Annotated in this window: 22 protein-coding genes and 1 tRNA gene; 12 read left to right on the forward strand and 11 right to left on the reverse strand. The window is 68.8% G+C overall.

Going from position 1 to position 17,896, the window contains the following annotated elements; translation table 11 throughout:
* Positions 1 to 65: 65 nt before the first annotated feature.
* Complete coding sequence (locus E0H92_RS09380; protein WP_131288358.1) at positions 66 to 281, forward strand: hypothetical protein; 216 nt, start codon at positions 66 to 68, stop codon at positions 279 to 281.
* Positions 282 to 284: 3 nt separating this feature from the next.
* Positions 285 to 962 carry a GAP family protein gene (locus E0H92_RS09385; protein WP_131495973.1) on the forward strand — a complete coding sequence of 226 codons (678 nt, stop codon included), beginning with the start codon at positions 285 to 287 and terminating at the stop codon, positions 960 to 962.
* A gap of 11 nt (positions 963 to 973) precedes the next feature.
* Here the strand turns inward: E0H92_RS09385 and E0H92_RS09390 are convergent.
* The 6 genes from E0H92_RS09390 to E0H92_RS09415 all read right to left on the reverse strand — a co-directional run bounded on the left by E0H92_RS09390 (position 974) and on the right by E0H92_RS09415 (position 5,739).
* Positions 974 to 1,046, reverse strand: a tRNA-Arg gene (locus E0H92_RS09390).
* Between the two features lie 36 nt (positions 1,047 to 1,082).
* A complete protein-coding gene (locus E0H92_RS09395) occupies positions 1,083 to 2,372 on the reverse strand; it encodes a S1 family peptidase (RefSeq protein ID WP_238173358.1) in 1,290 nt (429 codons plus the stop codon).
* Positions 2,373 to 2,465: 93 nt separating this feature from the next.
* The gene (locus E0H92_RS09400; protein WP_131468453.1) at positions 2,466 to 3,071 is read right to left on the reverse strand and encodes an META domain-containing protein; all 606 of its coding nucleotides are present in this window, start codon (positions 3,069 to 3,071) and stop codon (positions 2,466 to 2,468) included.
* A complete protein-coding gene (locus E0H92_RS09405; protein WP_131288227.1) occupies positions 3,068 to 3,580 on the reverse strand; it encodes a SigE family RNA polymerase sigma factor in 513 nt (170 codons plus the stop codon). Before E0H92_RS09405 ends, E0H92_RS09400 begins: the two co-directional genes overlap by 4 nt.
* A 92-nt stretch (positions 3,581 to 3,672) precedes the next feature.
* The gene (locus tag E0H92_RS09410) at positions 3,673 to 4,992 is read right to left on the reverse strand and encodes an alpha/beta hydrolase (protein WP_131468451.1); all 1,320 of its coding nucleotides are present in this window, start codon (positions 4,990 to 4,992) and stop codon (positions 3,673 to 3,675) included.
* A gap of 144 nt (positions 4,993 to 5,136) precedes the next feature.
* Positions 5,137 to 5,739, reverse strand: a complete 603-nt coding sequence (locus E0H92_RS09415) for a hypothetical protein (RefSeq protein ID WP_238153488.1) — start codon at positions 5,737 to 5,739, stop codon at positions 5,137 to 5,139.
* Positions 5,740 to 5,964: 225 nt separating this feature from the next.
* Here E0H92_RS09415 and E0H92_RS44080 point away from each other — a divergent pair, with 225 nt between their 5' ends.
* The 3 genes from E0H92_RS44080 to E0H92_RS09425 are packed head-to-tail and all read left to right on the forward strand — an operon-like array spanning position 5,965 to position 7,269.
* On the forward strand, positions 5,965 to 6,105 hold the full coding sequence (locus E0H92_RS44080; RefSeq protein ID WP_165546350.1) for a hypothetical protein: 141 nt from the start codon (positions 5,965 to 5,967) through the stop codon (positions 6,103 to 6,105).
* A complete protein-coding gene (locus tag E0H92_RS09420) occupies positions 6,102 to 6,752 on the forward strand; it encodes an alpha/beta fold hydrolase (RefSeq protein WP_131495974.1) in 651 nt (216 codons plus the stop codon). Before E0H92_RS44080 ends, E0H92_RS09420 begins: the two co-directional genes overlap by 4 nt.
* A 4-nt stretch (positions 6,753 to 6,756) precedes the next feature.
* Complete coding sequence (locus E0H92_RS09425; RefSeq protein WP_238173359.1) at positions 6,757 to 7,269, forward strand: GNAT family N-acetyltransferase; 513 nt, start codon at positions 6,757 to 6,759, stop codon at positions 7,267 to 7,269.
* A gap of 26 nt (positions 7,270 to 7,295) precedes the next feature.
* Here E0H92_RS09425 and mscL read toward each other — a convergent pair whose 3' ends face one another.
* The 3 genes from mscL to E0H92_RS09440 form a co-directional block, all read right to left on the reverse strand.
* A complete protein-coding gene (mscL, locus tag E0H92_RS09430) occupies positions 7,296 to 7,685 on the reverse strand; it encodes a large conductance mechanosensitive channel protein MscL (RefSeq protein WP_131495975.1) in 390 nt (129 codons plus the stop codon).
* Positions 7,686 to 7,801: 116 nt separating this feature from the next.
* Positions 7,802 to 8,419 carry a CpaB family protein gene (locus E0H92_RS09435; protein WP_131495976.1) on the reverse strand — a complete coding sequence of 206 codons (618 nt, stop codon included), beginning with the start codon at positions 8,417 to 8,419 and terminating at the stop codon, positions 7,802 to 7,804.
* A 59-nt stretch (positions 8,420 to 8,478) separates the two neighbouring features.
* A complete protein-coding gene (locus tag E0H92_RS09440; RefSeq protein WP_131495977.1) occupies positions 8,479 to 8,838 on the reverse strand; it encodes an FmdB family zinc ribbon protein in 360 nt (119 codons plus the stop codon).
* 187 nt (positions 8,839 to 9,025) lie between these two features.
* Here E0H92_RS09440 and E0H92_RS09445 point away from each other — a divergent pair, with 187 nt between their 5' ends.
* Positions 9,026 to 11,566 (forward strand): penicillin acylase family protein, encoded by a 2,541-nt coding sequence (locus E0H92_RS09445; RefSeq protein ID WP_131495978.1) that lies wholly within the window; start codon positions 9,026 to 9,028, stop codon positions 11,564 to 11,566.
* Here the strand turns inward: E0H92_RS09445 and E0H92_RS09450 are convergent.
* A complete protein-coding gene (locus tag E0H92_RS09450; RefSeq protein ID WP_131495979.1) occupies positions 11,563 to 12,468 on the reverse strand; it encodes a phosphotransferase in 906 nt (301 codons plus the stop codon). The two genes, E0H92_RS09445 and E0H92_RS09450, sit on opposite strands and share 4 nt — an antisense overlap.
* Positions 12,461 to 13,021, reverse strand: a complete 561-nt coding sequence (locus tag E0H92_RS09455; RefSeq protein ID WP_131495980.1) for a 5-formyltetrahydrofolate cyclo-ligase — start codon at positions 13,019 to 13,021, stop codon at positions 12,461 to 12,463. The genes E0H92_RS09450 and E0H92_RS09455 overlap by 8 nt, the downstream gene beginning before the upstream one ends.
* Before the next feature lie 65 nt (positions 13,022 to 13,086).
* Between E0H92_RS09455 and E0H92_RS09460 the strand changes: the two genes are divergently transcribed.
* The 6 genes from E0H92_RS09460 to E0H92_RS09485 all read left to right on the forward strand — a co-directional run bounded on the left by E0H92_RS09460 (position 13,087) and on the right by E0H92_RS09485 (position 17,869).
* A complete protein-coding gene (locus E0H92_RS09460; protein ID WP_131495981.1) occupies positions 13,087 to 14,472 on the forward strand; it encodes a UTP--glucose-1-phosphate uridylyltransferase in 1,386 nt (461 codons plus the stop codon).
* 2 nt (positions 14,473 to 14,474) lie between these two features.
* Positions 14,475 to 14,948, forward strand: a complete 474-nt coding sequence (locus E0H92_RS09465; protein ID WP_131496485.1) for a GNAT family N-acetyltransferase — start codon at positions 14,475 to 14,477, stop codon at positions 14,946 to 14,948.
* Between the two features lie 77 nt (positions 14,949 to 15,025).
* The gene (gene glp / locus E0H92_RS09470) at positions 15,026 to 16,252 is read left to right on the forward strand and encodes a molybdotransferase-like divisome protein Glp (protein WP_131495982.1); all 1,227 of its coding nucleotides are present in this window, start codon (positions 15,026 to 15,028) and stop codon (positions 16,250 to 16,252) included.
* Positions 16,249 to 16,767 carry a cyclic pyranopterin monophosphate synthase MoaC gene (gene moaC / locus E0H92_RS09475; RefSeq protein ID WP_131495983.1) on the forward strand — a complete coding sequence of 173 codons (519 nt, stop codon included), beginning with the start codon at positions 16,249 to 16,251 and terminating at the stop codon, positions 16,765 to 16,767. Before glp ends, moaC begins: the two co-directional genes overlap by 4 nt.
* A complete protein-coding gene (locus tag E0H92_RS09480) occupies positions 16,764 to 17,252 on the forward strand; it encodes a MogA/MoaB family molybdenum cofactor biosynthesis protein (protein WP_131495984.1) in 489 nt (162 codons plus the stop codon). The genes moaC and E0H92_RS09480 overlap by 4 nt, the downstream gene beginning before the upstream one ends.
* Positions 17,252 to 17,869 carry a GNAT family N-acetyltransferase gene (locus tag E0H92_RS09485; RefSeq protein WP_131468427.1) on the forward strand — a complete coding sequence of 206 codons (618 nt, stop codon included), beginning with the start codon at positions 17,252 to 17,254 and terminating at the stop codon, positions 17,867 to 17,869. The genes E0H92_RS09480 and E0H92_RS09485 overlap by 1 nt, the downstream gene beginning before the upstream one ends.
* The last annotated feature ends 27 nt before the right edge of the window (positions 17,870 to 17,896 follow it).

A 17,896-nucleotide genomic window follows, 5' to 3' on the forward strand; every position in this document is an offset into this window, starting at 1 on the left:
CCCCCGATCCGGGGGAGCCGGGGCGGCTACCGCGGCAGCAGAGTCATGCGTGAAAGGGGCCTCCCATGCGTCACTACGTCATCCGGGTGCAGGGAACCTTGTCGCGCGACCTGACCGACGCGTTCCCGTCATTGACGGCGGACTCGGAGCCTGCGCAAACCGTTCTCCACGGCTACCTCGCCGACCAGGCGGCGCTGGCTGGCATCCTGAACCACCTGGACATGCTCGGGATCAGCATCCTCGAAGTCCTGCAGGTCCCGCCGCCGCCGAACGGCCACTGAGTCGTGTGGCCTGTCGCCGGCGCCGCCCTCCCGCAGGCGATGGCGATCGCCCTGAGCCCGGTGCCGATGGTCTGCATCGTGCTGGTCCTGCTGTCCGAACATCCCGTCCGGGCCGGTCTGTACTTCACCGCCGGGTGGATCGGGGCGTTGACGGTCGCTGTCGGCCTCGTCGCCTGGCTCACGGACACGGTCGCCGAGGGCCACGAGGAGAGCACCCGTGACGGCGTCGACGTACTGCAGCTGGCAGTCGGCGTACTGTTCGCTGTTCTGGCCGTCCGCTACTGGCGCAAACGCCCCGACCCCGGAACCCCTCCACCCCGCCCCGCCATCGTCGACCGCATCGCCCTGCTGTCCGCGGGCGGTCTACTTTTGGCTGGGGCCGCCGCAGCGCTGGCGAACCTCAAGAACCTCCCCCTGGTCCTGAGCGCCGGCTCCTACATAGGCGGAGCCGCCCTAACCACCCCTCAGCTGACAGCCGCAACAGCCATCTTCATCGCCACAGCATCCACAACGGTCGTAGCCCCCCTGCTAGCCGTAGTACTGACCGGCCCAACCCAATCCGCCCGCACCCTCCGAGCCCTGGAAACCTGGCTACTAACCAACCTGAACACGATCACAGTCGTCCTACTGCTGGTCCTAGCCACAGTCCTCATCGGCCAAGGCCTAGACCTCTTCCGCTGATCAGAAGTGAGTGCCCCCGGCAGGATTCGAACCTGCGACGCACGGTTTAGGAAACCGACGCTCTATCCCCTGAGCTACGGGGGCGCACGCGGGGACAGCTTAGCGGAGTTGGGGGGTGGGTCAGCCGGTCAGGGCGGTGACGCCGAGGTGGCCGGTGATGGAGTTGTAGCGCTCGGCGTAGAGGGTGGTGCAGCGGGAGGCGGCGCAGCCGGCGCCGGCGAAGGCCATGCCGCGGATGGTGGCGAAGCTGGTGCCGCGGCGGGAGTAGACGGGGCCGCCGGAGTCGCCGCCGACGATCGCGACCAGGCCGCCGCGGGTGGCGCGGATGACGTACGTCGTGCAGCCGTCGGAGTCGCAGTACTTCGCAGACGTCGAGCGGACCGTCAGACTGCACAGCGACGTACTGAAGCTGCCGGACTGGCAGATCACTGTGCCGACGCCGGGGTCGCCACCGCCAGTGACGGTGCGCGTGTTGGCGGTGTCTCCGGGGCCGTCGGTCCAGATCTTGGCGCCGTACGCGCTGCCGGTGATCAACGCCTGGTCGTAGTCCGGGTAGTTGGTGCGTACGGTCGTGGTGCCGTAGTAGTTGGTGCCCGACTTCCAGACCGTGTTCGGGACGCCGCAGTGGCCTGCGGTGACCGAGCCGCGCTGGCCGTTGGAGCGCCGTACGACGGAGAAGCCGGCGGAGCAGTTCTTGAGCGCGGACGTGATCCGGGCGCCGCCCCAGTGGCCGCCCTTCGGGGTGTCGCTCAGCCGGGACGTGCGCGCGAGCGAGCTGGGGACGAGCTGTACGCCGGACAGGTCGCGGAGCCCGGCCAACGAAGCGGGGGAGGTCGTCGCCTGGTCGTACTCGACGACGACGTTCTCACTCAGCGGATCGAGGTCGGCCGCGTACGTCGTACGGGACGCGTCGGAGGACCACGAGCGGTCGCCGACCGCGTTCCAGGCGTCAGCGATCGACTGGGCCGAACGACAGCTGCGCTCCACCTTCACCAACGGCTTGCCGGCCGACGGCAGGTTGCGGCTCATCGCGGACTCGTACTTCTTCGCGTCCAGCTTCGCGGAATCCACAACCACCTTGTAGCCGGTCGTCGCCGAGCCGACCACGCCGACGACGCCCTGGCTCAGCCCGTACGGCAGACCGGACGTCGGGCGGCCGGTCGCGTCCAGTGGTTCGAGGGAGCGGACCGCGGCGTAGATACCGTCGCCGAGCGACTCACCGAGCGGTCGCGCATCGGACGCGGACGTCGGCTGCGCCAGTCGCGTCGCCTCGGTCGAGCTCACACTCGGCTGGGCGTGCGAGCACGCCGCGGCACCCGTCACCACGCCCGCGGAGGGCGCGGTGAGGGCGACTGCGAAGAGTGAGATGGAGCCAAGTGTGACCAGCGGGACGGTGACAGAGAGTCGCACGAAGCTCCCCAGATCGGTGGACCAAACCACTAGATGGTCCGTTCAAGCACTCCGTTCCGTCAAGGCCTGATCACCGTCCGCGAACAGATTCGACTACCGTGCGCGAGCGTAACTCGCAAGTTGACGCCCGTCGGCGCCGAAGAACTGGAGCGTGTCGGCGCTGATCGCGATCCGCTTCGCGTCATGCAGGACGCCGGTGTGCGGCACGTTCTCGCAGCCGACCATGTGCTGCGCCCCGGAGGTCGCGCTGAAGGCGCCGCGCTGACCGATGGTGTACGTGCCGCCGATTCCGTTGCAGCCGTCGGAGCCCTTCCAGGTGCCGTCCGGCTTGAACACCAGCACCGGGTCGTCCGGCCGGGCCTTCTTGAGCGACTGGACGCCGACCATCTGCACGGGACGCCAGGTGCCGGTCACGGTCTTGTTCGAGAACGCCTCTGGTGTCGACGCCGCCGAGGCAGGAGCCTGCTCGGCGGCGACCGGCGGTTGCATCGGCTGGTTCCGCGACCCCGCCAGCCCGAACCCGGCGACGGCGACCGCGCCCACCGCGACGGCGGCAGCGCCGGAGACGATCCAGGTACGCCGCTGGGCGCGACGGGCGCCCGTGGTGGCGCGCTCGGTCAGGTCCGCGGCCTGCGGCACCGAGGCCGCGGCGCGTTCGAAGGTACCTCGCAGGTCATCCTCGAGATCGGTGTTGCTCACGACAACCTCTCATCGACACGGTTGGATTCGCCGGCCCCGGAATAGGCCGGCCGCCGCCGGAGCGAGGCGAGTGCCCTGCTCGCGGTCGCGCGCACGGTGGACGGTTTGATGCCGAGCACCTCGGCGATCGTCTGGTCGTCCAGGTCCTGGTAGTAGCGCAGGACCAGAACGACCCGTTCCCGGGCGGACAGCGTCGCCAGCGCACGCCACAGATCGTCGGAGTTGGCGACATGCGTGGCGTGGTCGGGGACGGTGCGCTGCGGGTCGAGGTCGGCCGTCGGCGCCTCGGTGAACGAGCGCCGACGCGTCATCGACAGGTACTCGTTCACCAGGATCCGCCGGACGTAGTGATGCGGATCGTCCGCGTTGCGCACCTTCCGCCAGGAGCGGAACGCCTGCATCAGCGCGATCTGCGCCAGATCCTCCGCCCGCTGGTAGTCGCCGGAGACCGTGAACCCGAGCCGCACCAGTTCCTGTCCACGGGCGGACACGTACTCCTCGAAATCCACTCGCCACTCCCTGGCTGGGCGTACAACTCCTCACACCTATTAGACGCATCGAGCCGCCCACGTGCTGCAACCGTTCGCACACAGTTCGATCACTAGTTGTCCAGCAGGAACTCCCGTACCGCCGCCTTCCCGCGAGGGTCTCGTTGCACACTGTGACCGCTTCCTGGGACGACGACCAGCTCGGCGTCCCGCGCGTGTGCTTTCTCCCATTTGGCCCAGTCGAGCGGGCAGAACAGGTCGTTGGTGCCGTGCAGGATCAGCGTGCGCGGCGTCAGTTCCTGTGCGGCCGGGTACGTCGACACGCGGTCGGCCGGCCAGCGCAGGCAGCCTTGGATCATCAGCTGGTCGCGTGCGGTCGCCACGTCGTACGGGTACAGCTCCTTCGGGTCCAGGCGCCGTACGGCGTCGTCGAGTGCGGTCTTGCGGTCGGGTTTGCCGGACCACGGGAAACGGAGGTCGGAGCAGAGGGTGGCCATGTGGAGCCCGGCAGACAGCGTGTCGTAGGAGAGGCCCTTGCTGGTGGTTCGCTCGAGCAGCTCCTTCAGACCGCTGTGGTCGCCGTTGCGTGCGGAGTTCAGGATGGCTGGGATGCCTTTGAGCGACGGGTTGACCGAGTTGAGGCTCGCGACTGCCAACGACTCCATCAGGTCGGTGCCGCTGACGACGTGCTGGACGAGCCACGCCACGTCTGCCACCGGATCCGTCGTACACGCGGGATCCTGGCGGCACGCCTCCTTGAGCACCCCGGCGCTCGCGGCCATCAGATCCACACCCATCGGGTCGAATCCCTTGTGCGGTACGACGGAGTCCAGCACGAGCGCCCGCACCTGGCCCGGATACTTCAGCCCGTACTGCGCCGCGGTGAAGCTGCCGTACGACGTCCCGTCGATCGTCAGCCGATCGACCTTGAGGAACTGGCGCAGCTGCTCGATGTCGTCGACGGTGTCAGGGGTGCCGTAGTACCCGGCAGCGGACCCGATGTGCTGCGCGCAGTCGTCGACAGCCGTCGCGGGTGGGGTCAGAAAGTCTGAACCGCCCACAGTCTCTTGCAGAGCAGGGCAATTGATGCCGTCAGGACCTGTGCCGCGCTGGTCGAACATGACGAGGCGGTACTCACGCAGCACATCAGGGTGCAGGTTGCGCCGCAGGTTGGGGAGGAGCGGTACGCCGGGCTGGCCGGGGCCGCCGGTGAGTAGCAGGAGGACGCCGCGGGGCGCGTCGACGTTGTCGGCGGCGATGACTGCGAGATCCAGCGAGGGACCGTCCGGGCGTTGCCGGTCGAGCGGGACGCGCAGCGTCGTGCAGGTGAACCCCGGCGTACAGGGCTTGTTCTCGGCTGCCTTCTCGGCGGGCGAAGTCGAGCAGGCGGTGCAGGCGAGGACGAGCGCGCACAGCAGCCGGATCATTCGCATGACCACCCCTCCCTCACTGGGAGGGTGCGGCACAGGCGGCAGCCGCCGCAACCTGCCTCGCGGGTCGACCTCGAAAGGGACCCGCAAGGCAGGCGCGGGTAGACCCCACCTCGGACGGCTTCGGGGTGCGCGTCCGGCGCAGGGTCAGCGCAGGCCGAGTGACTTCGTCAGCTCGGCGGTCACCTGGCGCGGCGCCGGCAGTGTGCCGGGCTTGCCCTGACCTTCCAGCGAGGTCGCCACCAGGCGGTGGCAGCCGAAGGACTCGGCGGCGAACGACAGGACACCGCGGTCGTTGTCGGTGAACCGCAGCACGTACGTGGGGCCGAGCTCCTTGGTGCACATACTCGGCTTCTTCGCGACGGGTTTCGCCGCGTTGACCAGGGCGAACAGGTCGGTCGCCTGCTTGCCCATGCGCTTGGTGGTGATCGTCGCGTAGTTCTGCCCGGTCGCCTGTGCGTCGTACTGGCAGATCGTCACGCTGACGGGGTTGAACTTCGAGGTGGCCGCGCCCTGGCCCCACACCGCCTTGTCGGTGGCGGCGCGGACGGCCGTGATGGTCTCGGGGCAGTCCGTGCTCGGCGTACCGCTGGGGCTGGGTGACGGGGTGGGCGACGGCATGGTCACCGTTTGGGTGGGCTGGGCGGCGGGCGGGGACGAGCCGTCCTCGGTGCCGCAGGCGGCGGCAACTCCGAGCACAGCCACGACAAACGTCGCACCGATCAGGCCCCGTGTCCGTTGTGCACTCACGACTCGGTCCTTCCGGGTTGGCAAGGTCCACCATCATGGTGGAACGGGGTCACACCGCGCGTGCCGGAACATCACGGCGGCGCGTCTTTCCGGTCACGCCGCGGGATCGAGCCTCAACCGTGGCCCACCTGTAACGTGCGCGCACTGGTCGCCTCCGCCCCTCCATGCGGCTGCCGGTCTGCCGGCGATCACGGGAGGGCCGCGCCGAGCCGGTAATCTGGAGGCATGACGAGCCCGTACGAAGACGACGAGCCGCTGCTGCCGGAACAGACCCGGGACGACGACCCGCGGACCTGGGGTGACAACGACTTCGGCAGCGACGACGACGAGCGCATCCTGAACGAGGTGCCCCCGCACCACGGATGACCGCGTCAGTGGTCCTCGTCCATGGCGGCCTCTGGGAGCCCATGGACGCCGCAGCCTTCTGGGGTACGACGGGAATCACCGACGGCCTGTCCGCGGCGCTCGCGCCCGACGGCATCGAAGTGCTGGCGCCCGATCGGCCGCAGCGAGCCAGGACGTGGGACGTCGAGGTCGCGGTACTGGGTGAACAGCTGGCGAAACGTTCCGGACCGGTAAGAATCGTTGGAGCCTCCAATGGATGTACCGTCGCGGTCCTGCTGGCGTTGAGGTTTCCGGGCCTGGCCGATCGCCTCCTCCTCGCGTGGCCCGCAACCGGCGACGACGCCGCCGCGAACGAGCGCGCTCACGCCGGGCTGGTACATCGCGGATGCCCGCCGGCGGCCGCCGACGAACTGCTCGCGGGCGGCATCCTGCGGGGCGTGACGGACGAACAGGTGACGTCGCTGACACGAATTCGGGTGGCGGTGCTGCCGTCGGTACCGGAGAATCCATCGCATCAGCGGAAGACGGTCGATGCCTTGCTGCGGTCGATCCGGGGGAGTCGCGAGCTGGCCGGGTGTCCCGAACCGCCGACGCCCGCCTTCCGTACCAAGAACGACCCGCCGTACCTGGATCAGCTGCTGCGAACGATCGTGGGGTTCGTCAACTGAGGGGATGAGCGTGGAGCTTCGGGGGTTCGACGAGGGGTACGGCGTCCAGGTCGCGGGCTGGGCCGAGAACGCCAAGGAAGTGGCTTTACTGTCCGGGCGGGTGGCCTACCCGTTCCCGGAGGAACTGCGGACGAGCTGGCGGAAGGTCGACTCGGACATCCACTCCTATCTGCTGTTCGACGGCGATCGGCCGGTCGGGTACGGCGAGGTCTGGCTCGACGACGAGGAGGACGAGGTCGAACTCGCCCGGATCATCGTGGACCCGAAGGTCCGTGGTCGTGGGGTCGGCGGCGAACTCGTGCGGGCACTGCTCGGGCCGGCGCTGGACGCCGGGTACTCCGAGGTGTTCGTGAGGGTCCGTCCGGAGAACGCTCCGGCGATCCGGGCCTACCACGGCAGTGGCTTCGTCGACGTCCCCGCCGCCTTGATGGAGGAGTGGAACGACGGCCAGCCGGTCCCGTACCGCTGGATGCGTTATGCCGGTGAGCAGGTGGGCGCCGGCGAGCTCAGGGGCTGAGGTTTGTACGCCCACCTGCTGGGGCGTTACGCCTGGCGGCTGCGGAGCAGGTCGCGGATCTCGGTCAGCAGCTCCTGGTCGGTGGTCAGCGGATCCGGCTCGGGCTCCTGGCCGCGCTTGCGACGCTCGGCCAGCTTGTTCAGCGGCATCACGATGAAGAAGTAGATGGCAGCGGCCACGAACAGGAAGTTCAGAGCCGCGTCCAGGATCAGACCGATCGAGAACTTCGCCCCGTTGATGTCGAAGGTCCAGACGCCGGTGAGGTCCGTCTTGCCGAAGATCGCCGCGATCAGCGGGTTGATCAGCCCGTCGACGACCGCGCCGATGATCTTGGTGAACGCTGCGCCGATGACGACGGCGACCGCGAGGTCGACGACGTTGCCGCGCATGATGAATTCCTTGAAGCCCTTGAGCATGTGGTGCCTCCACGAAGCGGGTGGTTGTACCCGGACAACGTAGGGCTGCACCCTCCTCAGGGCGAGGGACCGCGCCGGTACGCAACACATCGTGCCGACACAATCCCGAAGAGTGATCAGCCCGTGTCCGGCGTCAGCGCCACGGTGATCCGTGAGCTCGCACTGGCCCGGGCCAGTCGGGTGGCGACCTCCGGCGTCGTCGCGACCACGATCAGCGCGCCGGATGTGGTCGATCGAGGCGTCGGCAGGGCGACCACGGGCACAGCGCGGGCGAGCTGACTTGCGGCGCCGGCGGTCGTGCTGTCGGCGGCGTACAGATTGATGCGGTCGCCGACTCGGAGCAGCGCGGTGATGTCGGCGTCGTCGACGCGGAACGGGTAGGCGACCGAGCCGGGTGGCACGGCGGGTGGCGCCAGGAATCTGGCGTCGGTGAGTGGTTCGCCGGCTCTGACCGGTCCGCTGAGCAGCCGGCTCGTCAGCTCGCTGCCGGGTCTGAGCGCACCGGCGGGCACCGAGCCGGAGGGCAGATCGACGGTCCGCAGATCGTCGTTCGTCGGGGCGACGCCGCCGGTCAAATCGCGGGCGGCGGCCAGGACCGTGACCGTTGGCGGCGGTGCGGGGGAGAGGGCTTGAAGTCCGAAGTACACGGCGGCCGCGGCGGCGACGCCGGCCAGGAGCCGACGGTGCCACCGGGCGGCCCGGAGCAGGTCACGAAGCAGGGAAGGGATTTTCATGCCGGAGAAGATACGAGTTTCGCCGGCGACCGCCCTTCAGTTATCCACAGGGTGCGCGGTCAGGCCGCGCTGGTGCCCGAGGACGAACCCGAAGAGGACGAACCCGAGGAGGAGGAAGCCGAGGAGGAGGAAGCCGACGACGAGGAAGTCGAGGACGACCCGTTGGACGACGATCCGTTGGACGACGACCCGGAGGACGAGGACGACGCCTCGGACTTCGCCGGCACCGAGCTCTTGCCGGACGACCGGCTGTCGGTCCGGTAGAAGCCGGAACCCTTGAACACGACGCCCACGGCGTTGAAGACCTTGCGCAGGTTTCCCTGGCAGTTCGGGCACACGGTCAGAGCATCGTCCGTGAAGCTCTGGCGCACCTCGAGCGCTTCACCACAGTCGGTGCACTGGTACTGGTACGTCGGCACGGTCGGTTCCCTTCAAGCCGCTGGCACTCCTACTACCCGACTGCTAATAATGCGCCAGCGGACCGAAGTATTCCAAACCCGGTCTCATGTACCTCAACTCTGCGTCCCTGTCCAGCCGACGCAGAGCAACGCAAAGTTGTGAGGGACCCCATTTGGGGTGGGCGGGGGGATTCTCTACGGTTGGTCCGTGCCACGCCTGCTTCGAGTCGTCGTCATCAGCGGAATCGCTCTCGCCACGGTCCTCCTGGTGATCGCCGGTACCGTCGTCTTCGTCGTCCGCCACTCGTTCCCGACGTACGACGGAACGATCGAGCTGAACGGCCTGGACGCCGACGTCAGCGTGGTCCGGGACGCGAACGGAATCCCGCAGATCTACGCCGACACCCCGGCCGACCTGTTCGCGGCGCAGGGGTACGTGCACGCGCAGGACCGGTTCTTCGAGATGGACTTCCGCCGGCACGTCACGTCCGGCCGGTTGAGCGAGCTGTTCGGCAAGACCGCGCTAGAGACCGACAAGTTCGTCCGGACGCTCGGCTGGCGGCGGGTGGCGGAGAAGGAGTTGCCGCTGCTCAGCCCGACCACCCGGCAGTACCTCGACGACTACGCCCGCGGCGTCAACGCGTACCTGTCCAAGCACAGCGGCTCCGGCCTCAGCCTGGAGTACGGCGTCCTGTCGCTCCAGCCCGGCGGGCCGAAGAACTACACGCCGGAGCCGTGGACCGCGGCTGACTCGTTGTCCTGGCTGAAGGCGATGGCGTGGGACCTGGGCGGCAACCTGGACGAAGAGGTGACCCGGACGAAGCTGCTGGCCGCGATGCCGGCGCGCAACGTCGAGAGCCTCTACCCGCAGTATCCGTACGACCGGAACCAGCCGATCATGGCCGCCGGCTCGATCGGCAAGGACGGCAAGTTCACCACCGCTCCGGTCAGCAACGAGGTCCGGCGGAGCATGCTCACCCAGGACCTGCTCAAGTCGCTGGACTCGGTGCAGAAGGTCGCCAAGGGCCTGCCCGAGCTGCTCGGCCAGGGCGACGGCGTCGGGTCGAACTCCTGGGTCGTCTCCGGTGACCACACCACCACCGGCAAGCCGTTGCTGGCCAACGACCCGCACCTGGGCGCGACCATGCCGGGGATCTGGACGCAGGTCGGCCTGCACTGCAACAACGTCGGCAAGACGTGCCCGTTCGACGTCTCCGGCTTCAGCTTCTCCGGCCTGCCCGGTGTGGTGATCGGCCACAACAACGCGATCTCCTGGGGTTTCACCAACCTCGACCCGGACGTCCAGGACCTGTACCTGGAGCGGATCGAGGGCAACAACGTCCTCTACAACAACAAGTGGCGCGCGATGGCCACCCGCGAGGAGACGTTCAAGGTGGCCGGCCAGGACGAGCCGGTGAAGATCACCGTCCGCGAGACCCGGCACGGTCCGCTCATCTCGGACGTCGACGAGGACGAACGCAAGGTGGGTGAGTCGGCGGCAGCGCAGGCGAAGTACCCGACGGCGTACGGCGTCGCGCTGCAGTGGACCGCGCTGAACCCGGGCCGGACCGCTGACGCGCTGTTCGCGATCAACACCGCGCAGAACTGGACCCAGTTCCGCGTCGCCGCCGAGCAGTTCCAGGTGCCCTCGCAGAACCTGGTGTACGCCGACACCGACGGCCACATCGGCTACCAGGCGCCCGGACTGATCCCGATCCGTACCACCGGCCGCGGCGACTGGCCGGTCCCGGGCTGGGATCCGAAGTACGCCTGGAAGGGGTACGTCCCGTTCGACGCGCTGCCGAGCGAGTTCGACCCACCGAGCGGCATCATCGTCACCGCGAACCAGGCCGTCGTACCGAACACGTACACGTACTACCTGACCAACTCCTGGGACTACGGCTACCGCTCGCAGCAGATCCTCGACCGGATCAAGCAGGCGGGGAAGCTGGACGCGAACGCGATGGCGTCGATCCAGCTGGACACCAAGAGCAAGGCCGCCGAGATGCTGGTGCCGTACCTGCTGCGGATCAGCATCGACGACGCGTTCGACAAGCAGGGCCAGGACGCTCTACGGAACTGGGACTTCACCCAGCCGCCGGACTCCGCGGCCGCGGCGTACTTCAACGTGGTCTGGCGCAACCTGCTCGCGCTGACCTTCCACGACCAGCTCCCCGAAGGCACCTGGCCGGACGGCGGTTCCCGCTGGTTCGAGGTGATCCACACGCTGATCGGGCAGCAGAACAGCGGCTGGTGGGACAACATCGGTACGCCGCAGCGGGAGAGCCGGGACGACATCCTCCGCGAGGCCCTGATCAACGCGCGGACCGAGATCACCCAGAAGATGGCCCGGGAGCCGTCCAACTGGCAGTGGGGCCGGCTGCACAAGCTGACGCTGACCAACCAGACCCTGGGCAAGTCCGGGATCGGAGCGGTCGAGAAGATCTTCAACCGCGGCCCGTACGAGCTGGGCGGCGGTACGTCGATCGTCGACGCCACCGCCTGGGACGCCGCGGAGGGGTACGAGGTGACCGCGACCCCGTCGATGCGGATGGTCGTGGACCTGTCGGACTTCGACAAGTCCCGCTGGGTCAACCTGACCGGTGTGTCCGGCCACGCCTTCTCGTCGAACTACACCGACCAGACCGAGCTGTGGGTCAAGGGCGAAACCCTCCAATGGGCCTACACCAAGGGCGCGGTGGAGGCCACCCGCAAACACTCCCTGACGTTCACCAAGCCGGACCGCTAACAGCCGCCTGCGAACGGCATATCTCGCCACTGGGCGGCGAACATGCGGATGCCGTCGGCCAGGGCGGGGAACTGCGGGACCAGCGGTGTGCAGACCAGGACCTGCAGTGCGCGGGCGAGGTCCATCACCTGCTGGATCTGCGGGTCCAGCGTCGGGAGACCGCGGGAGCGCGCGCCTTCGTCGTACGCCTGGCACAGGTCGGGGCCGAAGCCTGCGAGGTCCCACTCGAGCGGACCCATCGTCACGTCCTCGAAATCGGCCCACAGCGGTCCGTCGACGGTGGTGATCAGGTTCCACGACGGTGCGTCGCCATGCAGCGGCTGCACGGTCGCGGACGGGAAGACCGCCTCGAACCCGGCCCTGCTGGTCAGAATGGGCTCCAGCACCTTCCACTCGGCTCTTGCTCGGTCCACGTCCTCCTGCTCGAGCAGACCCGGCACTGCCTCGGCCGCCGCCAGGCCCGGGCCGATCAGCCGCAGGGGAGTCATCCAGGGCAGCTCTCCCGGGTACTTCGCAAGCTGGGCGTGCAGCTCGGCCACGCGGGCGGTTGCCCCGGCGTAGTCCGGTTCAGCTGCCTGGTCCACTTCGACGTACGTCCAGAAGGTCATGGACAGTCCGTCCTGCTCCGCTGGCGCCAGCGGGACCAGTGGACTCGGCGGGACCAAGGGGAGTCCCTGCTCCACCATCCAGGCCACCACGTCCAGCTCGCGCTGCTGGCGTCGTACGGCGGGCTCTGGTTCCTGTAAGCCGCCTGGAAGGTTCATCGGTACCCGTGCGACCACTGGTGACGGCAGCAGGTGCACGACCGTCGAGAACGCCTCGTAGAGGACAGTCGGGTCGGTGACCGTCAGGCCGAGGTTGCGTGCGGCTGTGGCTGCGGCTTGGACCGCGGTCTCAGTCATCCTCCGATCCTCGCAGTGTGATCAAGCGATTTGGCGTCAGCGCCGCATCCACCGGCTTGTCGTGCGGATCGGACGGCAGAGCGTCGACGACCTCCGTGTCGTACACAGCGGCCCAGACCGGCGTACCAGGGCGGACACGGGCGAGCGCACGGTCGTACGAGCCGCCCCCGCGACCCAGGCGTACGCCGTCATGGGTAACAGCCACGGCCGGGCAGATGACCAGATCGGCAGTGGCGATCGCGTCGGAGCCCAGGTCGGTCGGCGGCTCGGACAGACCGAGCCGACCGGGCACCAGGTCCGCCGCACCGGGCGCGACACCCCAGCCCAGGTCGTTGTCGGCGTACAGGATCGGCAACAGCACCTCTCGGTGTGTCGCGAGCAGCCAGTCGATCAGCGCACCGGTCTGCGGCTCAGGCCCCATGGACACGTAGAGAGCGACTCGGTACACCTCGGGCAGCACCTGTTGGGCGCTCGCCAGCAGTCCCTCCGCGTGCGGCCGCAGCCCGCGCGCGCCCAGGAAGTGCTGCCGCGCCGCGGCCTTCGTCTGGAACACACCTCGATCGTATGAGCGTGACGCGCGCAACACTGGGATTACTTGCCGTCCCCTAGGGTTGGTGCATGGGTGAGGTGGGTCTCAGACAAGCGCAGGAGAAGATGCGCGCGGCCGGTGCTGCCGACGTCGCGATACGCGTCTTCACGCACTACTACCGGCTGCTCGAGTCCGGGCAACAGGGAAAGATCCGCGAGGACGACATCGAGCCGGTGGGCGACCTGCCGCACCTGGACCACCTGGACACCGACCCAGAGGCACTCCGCGCCGCGCTCGCCGAGACGGTCGTCATCAAGCTCAACGGCGGCCTCGGTACGTCGATGGGCGTCACCGGCCCGAAGTCCGCGCTGCCGGTCAAGGACGGGCTGAGCTTCCTGGACATCATCGCCCGCCAGATCCTGAGCACCCGGCGCGCGTACGACGTACCGCTGCCGCTGGTGCTGATGAACTCGTTCCGCACCAAGACCGAGTCACTGCAGATCCTCAGCGAGTACGACGGGCTCGCGGTGGACGGCCTGCCGCTCGACTTCCTGCAGAACATGGAACCGAAGCTGCTCGCCGACGACCTGACGCCGGCCGAGTGGGAGCCGGACCCGGAGCTCGCCTGGTGCCCGCCCGGCCATGGCGACCTGTTCACCGCGCTGGTTGCCTCGGGCACCCTCGACGCGCTGCGGGAGCACGGTTTCCGGCACGCGTTCATCTCCAACGCGGACAACCTCGGCGCCACCGCGGACCCGCGGATCGCGGCCTGGATGGCGGAGCACGACGTACCGTTCGGGATGGAGGTCTGCCGGCGGACCCGGTCCGACCGCAAGGGCGGGCACGTCGCGGTGCGGAAGTCCGACGGGCGGCTGATCCTGCGGGACAGCGCACAGGTGGCCGACGAGGACACGCAGTACTTCCAGGACGTCACCCGGCACCGGATGTTCAACACGAACAACCTGTGGATCGACCTGGACCGGCTCGCCGAGCTGATGGACGGGCACGACGGGATCCTCGGGCTGCCGATCCTGGTGAACCGCAAGACCGTCGACCCGGCCGACCCGACCTCGCCGAAGGTGATCCAGCTGGAGACCGGGATGGGCACCGCGATCGAGACCTTCGACGGGTCCCAGGCGGTGATCGTGGACCGCAGCCGGTTCAAGCCGGTGAAGACGACGAACGACCTGCTGGTGCTGCGCTCGGACGTGTACGAGCTCGACGAGACCGGCGATCTGACCACCACCCACGAGGGCGACGAGCCGTACGTCGACCTGGACCCGGAGTACTTCAAGATCCTCGCCGACTTCGATGCCCGGTTCCCGGCCGGGTCGCCGTCGCTGGTCCGGGCCGAGCGGCTCGAGGTCCGCGGCGATGTTGCCTTCGGCAAGGATGTGGTGGTGATCGGGGACGTCGAGGTGACCGCGCCGGACGGTGAGCGCCGCGTGGTCCCGGACGGGACCGAACTGCGTTGAGCGTGGGCGACCTGCTCGTCCGGCCGCTGGAGCCCTACGACACCGACGAGGCCGCCGCGGTCTGGTGGCGCTCACGGCACACCGCGGACTCCCAGCTGCCGCCCGCGATCCACACCGCGGAGCAGGTCGCCTCCTGGTTCGCCGACGTACTGCTCCCCGACGCGCAGACCTGGGTCGCCCTCGACGACGGCCGGATCGTCGCGGTCCTCACCCTCGACGGTGACGACCTCGACCAGCTGTACGTCGCTCCGGACGCGGCCGGCCAGGGCATCGGCTCCGCCCTCGTCGACCTCGCCAAGGATCTTCGCCCCGGCGGTCTGGCGTTGTGGACCTTCCAGACCAACACGCGCGCACAGGCCTTCTACCAGCGGCACGACTTCCGCGAGGTACGCCGTACCGACGGCTCGGCGAACGAGGAACGCGCCCCCGACGTCCGCATGGTGTGGGGAAATCACCCGGAATCGGACCCCGCCTAGACCCCAACCGGACTTCTTCACGCACCCTTCCGGAACTTGGCGCGGAAACAGCTGAGCCGTGGATTAGGGTCGAGCTCGTGAGACGGAGTGTGGATGAGCATCTAGAGGTCGTACTCGGACGGGTGGCGGCCCTGCCGGCGTTCGACCAGCCGTTGATGGACGCGGTCGGGCTGGTGCTCTGCGAGGACATCGTCTCGGGGGTGAGCCTGCCGGGGTTCGACAACTCCGCCATGGACGGGTACGCCGTTCAGGCGGGCGACCTGGCCGGGGCCTCGGACGAGAACCCGATCAGCCTGCCGGTGGTCGGGGAGTTCCGGGCCGGGCGCAGTGAGCCGATCGTGGTGACCCCTGGGACCTGTGTGCGGATCATGACCGGTGCGCCGATGCCGCGTGGGGCGGACAGTGTCGTGCCGGTCGAGTGGACCGACGGTGGGACGGTCACCGTGCGGATCACGCAGCAGCCGCCGCTCGGCGGCTCGGTGCGGCGGGCGGGCGAGGACGTGACGGCCGGAGCGCAGGTGCTCGACCGTGACACCGTGCTCGGTCCGCGGCAGATCGCCGTACTCGCAGCGGTCGGGAGGGCGCGGGTCAAGGCGCGTCCGCGACCACGGGTTGTGGTGATCTCGACCGGGGCCGAGCTGCGGGAGCCGGGGAGCCGGCTGGGCGAGGGGCAGATCTACGACTCGAACAGCTACACCCTGGCGGCGTGCGCGCGGGACGCCGGAGCGGTGGTGTATCGCGTCGGGATCGTCGACGACGACCCCAAACGGATCATGGACACCCTGTCCGACCAGTTGGTGCGTGCCGACCTGGTCATCACCACCGGCGGTGTCAGCATGGGTGCGTACGACATCGTGAAGGAGGAGCTGTCCAAGCTCGGCACGGTGGACTTCCCGCAGGTCGCGATGCAGCCGGGCAAGCCGCAGGGGTTCGGCGTGATCGGTGAGGACGAGGTCCCGATCTTCACGCTGCCCGGCAACCCGGTCTCGGCGTACATCTCGTTCGAGGTCTTCGTGCGGCCGGCGCTGCGCAAGATGATGGGGCAGATGCCGTACCGGCGGGCCCTGGTGCCCGGCGTGACGCTCGACGGGTTCAGCTCACCCGCGGGGAAGCGGCAGTTCGTCCGCGCTGCGGCCACGTCCGGCGACCAGGGCTGGATGGCCAGTACAGTCGGCGGGCACGGCTCGCACCTGCTCGGCGGGTTGAGCCGGGCGAACGCACTGATCGTGGTGCCCGAGGACGTCACCTCGGTCCTCGCCGGCGATCAGGTCGAGCTGATGCTTCTGGACGAGGAGACTGGATGACGCAGGACCCGGGCGCGACGACTGCCGGCTCCGGTACGCCGGGGTCCGGTGGGCTGACGCATGTCGACGAGACCGGGGCCGCGCGGATGGTGGACGTGTCCGCGAAGGACACCACGGTCCGGCGGGCCGTTGCCAGCGGCAAGGTTCTGGTCTCCGCCGAGGTGGTGGCGGCGTTGCGCGGTGACGGCGTACCGAAGGGGGACGCGCTCGGCGTCGCCCGGATCGCCGGGATCATGGGCGCGAAGCGGACCCCGGACCTGGTTCCGCTGTGCCATCCGATCGCGATCACCGGCGCCAAGGTCGACCTCGAGGTCGCGGACGACGCCGTACTGATCCAGGCGCAGGTGAAGACCACCGACCGGACCGGTGTCGAGATGGAGGCGCTGACCGCGGTCGCCGTCGCCGGTCTGGCCGTGATCGACATGGTGAAGGCGCTGGATCCGGCTGCGGTGCTGACCGACGTACGGGTGGAGCTGAAAGAGGGCGGTAAGACCGGGCACTGGGAGCGGCCGTGAGAGCTCTCGTCGTCAGCGTCTCGAACCGTGCGGCCGCCGGCGTCTACACCGACACCACAGGTCCGCTGATCGCGGAGCGGCTGGCCTCCTGGGGCTTCGACGTCTCAGGACCTCAGGTGGTCCCGGACGGTGCACCCGTGGGGGAGGCGCTACGCGCGGCCGTCGAGGCGTCGTACGACGTCGTGCTGACGACAGGTGGTACCGGGATCTCGCCCACTGACGAGACACCCGAGCAAACGGCTGCTGTGCTGTCGAAGGTCGTGCCGGGGATCGCTGAAGCCATCCGGGCGTATGGCATGGCGAACGGCATACCGACGGCTGCACTCTCACGCGGGCTGGCAGGTGTCGCGGGTACTACGGTCATCGTCAACCTGCCTGGTTCGCGGGGCGGTGTGAAGGACGGTCTCGCCGTACTGGAGCCGCTGCTGCGCCATGCGGTCGAGCAAGTGCACGGTGGGGACCACGTGCGGACGGACGTCGACTGATGGCGGTCGTCCAATGGCCTGTGGAGCTGAAGCACGGGCAGGTCGGACTGCGACCGCTGCGGGCCGGCGACGGAAGCGAGTGGGCCGCCGCGCGCCAGCGGAACGTCAGCTGGCTGCGACCTTGGGACGCGACCCAGCCACCTGGTGCGGACGACGGTGCTCGGACGTTCCGCGCGATGGCCCGCGACTGGAACCGGCAGGCGCGCTACGGGCGGATGCTGCCGTTCGTCATCACGTACGGCGGCGCGGCCGGCGCCGGTGCACGAGCGAAATGGCCGCTGGTCGGCCAGCTCACCGTGTCCGGAATCACCTACGGATCGGCGCGCTGGGCGAACCTCGGCTACTGGGTCGACGAGCAGTACGCCGGTCGCGGCATCGTGCCCACGGCCGTCGCGATGGCCGCCGACCACTGCTGGTTCACCCTTGGTCTGCACAGGATCGAAGTGGCGATCCGCCCGGAGAACAAGGCAAGTCTGCGCGTCGTCGAGAAGCTCGGCTTCCGGTTCGAAGGCGAGCGGCCGCGGTTCCTGCACATCGACGGCGACTGGCGCGACCACCGCATCTTCGCGCTCAACGTCGAAGAGGTCGGACCCGGTCTCGTAGCGCGACTGACCTGACTACGGTGCGTGCTATTCACATCAGTC

Source organism: Kribbella speibonae (assembly GCF_004331375.1).
Lineage (GTDB): Bacteria > Actinomycetota > Actinomycetes > Propionibacteriales > Kribbellaceae > Kribbella > Kribbella sindirgiensis.

What these genes read in the sequence shown, in the direction of transcription:
- E0H92_RS09450 (WP_131495979.1), bottom strand. Translation starts at nt 12,468, where the DNA reads ATGACTGAGACCGCGGTCCAAGCCGCAGCCACAGCCGCACGCAACCTC.
- E0H92_RS09380 (WP_131288358.1), top strand. Translation starts at nt 66, where the DNA reads ATGCGTCACTACGTCATCCGGGTGCAGGGAACCTTGTCGCGCGACCTG.
- E0H92_RS09485 (WP_131468427.1), top strand. Translation starts at nt 17,252, where the DNA reads ATGGCGGTCGTCCAATGGCCTGTGGAGCTGAAGCACGGGCAGGTCGGA.
- mscL (WP_131495975.1), bottom strand. Translation starts at nt 7,685, where the DNA reads ATGCTCAAGGGCTTCAAGGAATTCATCATGCGCGGCAACGTCGTCGAC.
- E0H92_RS09410 (WP_131468451.1), bottom strand. Translation starts at nt 4,992, where the DNA reads ATGCGAATGATCCGGCTGCTGTGCGCGCTCGTCCTCGCCTGCACCGCC.
- E0H92_RS09435 (WP_131495976.1), bottom strand. Translation starts at nt 8,419, where the DNA reads ATGAAAATCCCTTCCCTGCTTCGTGACCTGCTCCGGGCCGCCCGGTGG.
- E0H92_RS44080 (WP_165546350.1), top strand. Translation starts at nt 5,965, where the DNA reads ATGACGAGCCCGTACGAAGACGACGAGCCGCTGCTGCCGGAACAGACC.
- moaC (WP_131495983.1), top strand. Translation starts at nt 16,249, where the DNA reads ATGACGCAGGACCCGGGCGCGACGACTGCCGGCTCCGGTACGCCGGGG.
- E0H92_RS09425 (WP_238173359.1), top strand. Translation starts at nt 6,757, where the DNA reads ATGAGCGTGGAGCTTCGGGGGTTCGACGAGGGGTACGGCGTCCAGGTC.
- E0H92_RS09420 (WP_131495974.1), top strand. Translation starts at nt 6,102, where the DNA reads ATGACCGCGTCAGTGGTCCTCGTCCATGGCGGCCTCTGGGAGCCCATG.
- E0H92_RS09460 (WP_131495981.1), top strand. Translation starts at nt 13,087, where the DNA reads ATGGGTGAGGTGGGTCTCAGACAAGCGCAGGAGAAGATGCGCGCGGCC.